The organism is Sphaerospermopsis reniformis (genome assembly GCF_005402885.1).
GTDB classification, from domain to species: Bacteria; Cyanobacteriota; Cyanobacteriia; order Cyanobacteriales; family Nostocaceae; genus Sphaerospermopsis; species Sphaerospermopsis kisseleviana.
This window is the reverse complement of sequence record NZ_BJCE01000286.1, coordinates 1-6,183: the sequence shown is the minus strand read 5'-3', so window position 1 is coordinate 6,183 and position 6,183 is coordinate 1. Positions and strand designations below refer to the sequence as shown.

The 6,183-nt window shown below is 35.9% G+C and carries 2 protein-coding genes; both read left to right on the top strand.

The annotated features are described in order from the left end of the window. Positions 1-3,046, top strand: a 3,046-nt coding sequence (locus tag FFR48_RS24400; protein WP_137669158.1) for an SDR family NAD(P)-dependent oxidoreductase, incomplete at its 5' end; no start/stop codon positions are given. Positions 3,047-3,176: 130 nt separating this feature from the next. Then, on the top strand, positions 3,177-5,999 hold the full coding sequence (locus FFR48_RS24395) for a PfaB family protein (protein ID WP_137669157.1): 2,823 nt from the start codon (positions 3,177-3,179) through the stop codon (positions 5,997-5,999). Positions 6,000-6,183: the final 184 nt, after the last annotated feature.

The window sequence follows — 6,183 nt, the reverse complement described above, 5'->3', positions numbered from 1 at the left end:
AGAACTTTATCCCGACTTACCTAGACCTAACCCAGAAGAATTAGGACAACTGCGGACACTGGGAGAAATTGCCGAGTATATAAAAACTCTAGTTCCAGAGTTGCGAAATCAAAAATCAGAACAAAAAGTAGAGAGTTCAGAAACAAAAGAAAACCAAAAATTACCCGCACCAATGTTTGTAGAATTTCCTCATGAAACTGTTGAACATGAACCGCAATTTTTAGCATCTTCTAACCATCTGAGTGATACACAAACTGACGCTACAATTGTCATTTGCTCTAACGACGATGTATTAGTTAAATCTGAAAATCAAGAAATAAAAATCCCCACAGATTTGAGCAATATTCTGCTCAACATTGTTAGTGATAAAACAGGTTATCCTGTAGAAATGTTAGAACTATCAATGGATATTGAAGCAGATTTAGGAATTGATTCCATCAAAAGAGTAGAAATTTTAGGAGGACTTTTAGAACTTTATCCCGACTTACCTAGACCTAACCCAGAAGAATTAGGACAACTGCGGACACTGGGAGAAATTGCCGAGTATATGCAACATCAAGCTGAAGGTTTAACGCAATTGTTCACGCAAGAAAAACAGGATATCAAAGAACAGGAATTTCATCACAAAATTCTTCGCAGTCCAGCAAAATTAAAACCACTTCCCCAACCTGATATTTTAGATTTCACCATTCCTGAAAATCAAATTGTTTTAATCACTGATGATGGTTCACCAACGACAGAAAAATTAGCTAGGATTTTAACAGTTAGAGGTGGTAAAATTGTAGTTTTAAGCTTTCCCTCTACGCAATCAGATTTACCCGTAGGAATTAATCAGATAAGATTAAATGATTGGCAAGAAGAGAGTTTACAGCAACAGTTAACCGATATTTCTAATAAGTTTGGTCTTGTAGGTTCTTTCATTCATCTACACCCTGTATTCAGTGATAGTTCGGAAACAGAAAAAACCATTCTCTGTCATGTATTTTTAATTGCCAAACATCTCAAAGAATCACTCAATCAAGCAGCAACAAAAGGACGTAGTTCTTTTTTAAGCATTGCGCGGTTAGATGGGGAATTTGGATTAGGAAAAACCAATAATTTTAGTCCTATTAGTGCGGGACTATTCGGACTGACTAAAAGTTTAAATCAAGAATGGGAAACAGTATTTTGTCGTTCCCTGGATTTAAGTCCTGATTTAGATGCAGAAACATCAGTAAAATACATCCTTGCGGAATTGCAAGATCCGAATTTATTAGTTACAGAAGTAGGATATACCAACAAAGGTAGATGCACTTTAGTTGCAGAACCCACCCCATTAACCATTACCAATCACCAATTACCCATTACCAAAGACCAAGTATTTCTAGTTAGTGGTGGTGCAAAAGGAATCACTGCCCAATGTGTGATCAAATTAGCCCAAGAATATCAATGTAAATTCATTCTTTTAGGTCGTTCCAGTACAGAACCAGAACCAGTTTGGGCTGAGGGTTATGAAAATGAAGCTGAATTAAAACAGCGAATTATGGAGGATTTTCTGGACAAAGGAGAAAAACCAACCCCCATCATGGTGCAAAGAAAATATCAATTAATTTACTCTCAAAGAGAAATTAAAAATACATTAAAAGCCATTGAAAAAGCAGGAGGAAAAGCTGAATATTTGAGTGTAGATATCACCGATAGAAATTTATTAACAGAAAAACTTGCACCTGTAATTGAAAGGTTAGGGGCGATAACTGGAATTATTCACGGTGCTGGTAACTTAGCTGATAAACGGATTGAGAAAAAAACAATTCAGGATTTTGAAACAGTTTATACTGCCAAAGTTCAAGGTTTAGAAAATCTCCTGCAATGTGTACCACCAAGTCAACTACAATATTTAGTATTGTTTTCTTCAGTGGTTGGTTTTTATGGAAATGTGGGACAAGCAGATTATGCACTTGCTAACGAAATCCTCAACAAATCAGCCCATATTATCAAACAGAATTACCCCCATTGTCATGTAGTTGCTATTAACTGGGGTCCCTGGGAGAGTGGCATGGTATCACCAGAATTAAAGACAGCATTTGCAGAAAGAGGAATTGAAACTATACCCCTAGAAATCGGCGCACAAATGTTAGTTAATGAACTGATAAACACCAATTCAAATACAACACAAGTAGTAATTGGTAGTCCCTTAGTTTATATTCCTACCACCTTACCCAGTGACTTAAAAACCTATCACATTAAACGTCAATTAACATTAGCATCCAATCCATTTTTACACGATCATGTTATAGCAGGTCGTCCCGTGCTTCCCGCAACTTGTGGACTATTATGGATGGCTAACACTTGTGAACAACTATATCCTGGTTTTAAAGCCTTTAGTTGTTCTAACTTCAAAGTTTTAAAAGGAATTGTCTTTGATGAAAATTCAGCAAATGAATACACTCTAGAAATTCAAGAACTTGCTAAAATAGAAAACAAAGAAATACAAATAGCTGCTAAAATTAGCAGTATCACCCCCGACGGAAAAATCAGATATCATTTCAGCACCAATCTGATTTTAAAACGGGAAATTCCCACACCTCCTAACTATGAATTGGTGAACTTAAACCAAGATGAACAATTCCTATCTACCAATCCATTACTATATCAAAATGGAGGAGGTAGCCTATTTCACGGAACTATCTTTCAAGGCGTAAAATCAGTATTAAATGCTAGTCCTGGTAAACTCACCATCGAATGTAAATTACCAGAACCAACACCACAGCAACAGGGACAATTTCCAGTTCAGACATTCAACCCCTATATAGCAGATGTGCAGATTCATTCCCTTTGGATTTGGACACAACACTTTCATCAAATAGGTTGTTTACCCTCAGAAATTCTGAACTTTGAACAATTTGCACCCGTTCCCTTTGGGGAAACATTTTATGTAACTTGTGAAGTCAAATCCAAAACAGAATCAAACGTAGTTGCTGATGTTATTACCCACAATCAACAAGGGCAAATTTATAATCGCATGATTGGCGCAAAAGGTACAGTTCTAGTTAAGCAAATAGGTTAGATACCTCACGCAGAGACGCAGAGCAAAAATGTAGATTTTACCCTCTGAATCTCGACATTAGATAATAATCTTCTGCTCTTTGCGCCTCTGCGTGATCTCTTCTCTTAATTCTGAAACATGGAGAATCATCATGAAAGAATTTACACAAAATAAACTTCCAAAAATAGCAATTATCGGCATGAATTGTTTTGTTAGTAGTTCTCAAGAATTAGACGATTTTGAACGCAGTATTTACCAAGGAAAACAATATTTCACACCTATTAATTATAGTCAAAACGATAGTCAAACATCATCCTTACCAATTCCCTTAGCAGAAATTGAAAAATTATCACCACAACAACAATTAATGTTAAAAGTGGCTGATAATACTCTCAAAAATACCAAACTGCGACCAGATACAAAAATTGCAGTGATCATGGTGAGTAAATCCCAAACTCAGCACCAAGATAAATTAGCCAGTTATATTTCCCGGCTTTGGGATGCAACAAGTCCAGCTTTTGCTGAAGAAAATTCTGTTTTTTTAGCCTTAAATTTAGCGCAAAAGCTATTAACAAATAAGCAAGTGGATGCTGTTTTGGTCGCAGCAATGGACTTTGCTAAACAGGAAAATCACCGCATAGATATACAGACCCTGAGTTATGACCGAAACGCTCATGAAACTTTAACAGGAGAAGGTGCAGCAGCAGTAGTATTGCAACTTCATGATGTAGCCAGAGAAGAGAATAATTGCATATATGCAGTAATTGATGCTTTAAGTGTATTGCAAAATTCTCCATATCAACCAGAAACTGTCACCCAAGCTTGTCAAACAGCTTTTTCTCTGGCAGAAATTGAAGCCAAAGATATTGGTTATCTGGAAGTTTATGCTAGTGGAATTCCCCAACAAGATGATGCAGAAATTCAAGGTTTAATCACAGCTTATAGAACAGGAAAAACCAATTTACATTGTGCTTTAGGTAGCGTTAAGGCTAACATTGGTGACACTCACACTGCATCAGGAATTATCAGCTTAATTAAAACAGCACTTTGTTTATATCATCGCTACATTCCCGCAGTTCCTCAATGGACTGGAGTCAAAAAACCAGATATTTGGCGTGGTAGTCCCTTTTATGTTGCCACAGAATCTAAACCTTGGTTTTTAGAATCAGGTGTGAATAGAAGAATAGCTGCTATTAATAGCATGGAAGCTGATGGCAGTTATGTACATTTAATTTTGTCAGAAGATACCAGTCAAATAGAACGCAGCAGTAAATATTTAGAACAAATGCCTTATTATTTATTTGCTATAGCTGCCAAAAATCAATCCTCACTCCTAGACGAAATTTTCACACTACAAAAAAATCTCCAAAATTATCCTACTTTATCCCAACTAGCTAACCAAACATTTAGAGAATTTCAAAAACATCAAATTCAAAACTATCAAATTCAAAACTATCAAATTCAAAACTATCAAAATGCCAATTATACCATAGCAATCTTAGCACGTAATCAAGAAGAATTAACAATAGAAATAGATCGGGCAATTCAAGGTGTTAAAATTGCCTTTGAGACTGGCAAAGATTGGCAAACTCCTCTTGGCAGTTATTTTACAGCCAAACCACAGGGAAAAAAAGGTAAAGTTGCTTTCGTTTATCCCGGCTCTTTCACATCTTATCTTGGTATAGGTCGCAACCTCTTCCGACTATTTCCGAAAATTTATGACGATCCAGTAATTAACAACGTCTATGAACGAGTTGCTAAGATTGAAAAAACAATTTATCCCCGCAGCATCAATAAACTTGCAAAAAGACAATTAGAAGTCATAGAACAACAATTAATAGATGACCCAGTAACAATGCTGGAGGCAGAAGTTGGCATTGCTGGACTAATGACAGCAATTCTCAAAAATTATTTTCAAATTCAATCTCAATGCGCTTTTGGCTACAGTCTTGGTGAAACCAGTATGATGTTAGCCCAAGGTATTTGGACTAGCTTTAAAAGTACCAGTGATTACTTGAACTCATCTCCTTTATTTAAAACCCAACTATCAGGACAAAAAAATGCAGTTCGTCAAGCTTGGGGGATACCGTTAAATAGCAATGTTCCAGAATTTTGGAGTAACTACATTCTGATATGTCCAGTTTCCGAAGTGAAGGAAGCAATCAAACATGAAAACCGTGTGTATATCCCATTAATTAACACACCGGAAGAAGTTGTAATTGCTGGAGAAACACAAGCTTGTAAACGAGTCATTGAAAACCTCAAATGTGATGCTTTCCCTACATCAATAAATCATGTAATTCATTGTCAACCAATGGAATCAGAGTACAATGAACTTGCTAAAATTAACACATTGCCGATTCAAAATATACCAGAATCTACTTTTTATTCTGCTGCAAATTACGAACCAATTACAATTGATAGTCAAACTATAGGACATAACATTGCTAAAAGTCTCTGTCAACAACTTGATTTTCCCCGTTTAATTAACCGCGTCTACAATGACAACATCAGAATATTTATTGAAGTAGGAGTTGGTAGCAATTGTACCCGCTGGATAAATTCAACCCTCAAAGAAAAAGAACACCTCGCTGTATCTATGAATAGAAGGGGAGTAGATGATCATACTTCAATTATTAGAGGATTAGCCAAACTCGTCAGCCATCAAGTTGAATTAGATTTATCACCCTTGTATTCTCTTTCTGGGGTAAATAGTCAAACTCAAATTCAATTAGAACCCAACAGTAATTTCCAAAATCCACCTTTAATTTCTCTGGAAGATTTAAAATCTATCACCCATCATCCCTCTAATCTGCACTATCAAAAATTGAGTGATAACAATGCACTCATGAATAAAGCTCACAGTTTTTTATTAAAATCACGCCAAGCATCATTACAGCAAATCAATTGTTTAATTCAACAAAAAATAGGCATTTACAAAAAGATAGTTGAACAAAGAGCAAAAATTAAATAACCTGTATTTGTGGTGTATGTGTGGGGTGGGCATCTTGCCCGCCCAAATAAGGGAATTTACTAATAGATAAAGGGATCAGGTGCAGGAAGTTTAGATAATATCAATTAATTGGATAATTGATTTTTCGGAGTTCCCAAAACCAAATTAGATGTTAAGAGGTTGGCTCAAATGTACAATACAGAAA

Excerpts from the sequence above, each read along its gene's own strand:
- FFR48_RS24395 (WP_137669157.1), top strand. The coding sequence starts at position 3,177 with ATGAAAGAATTTACACAAAATAAACTTCCAAAAATAGCAATTATCGGC.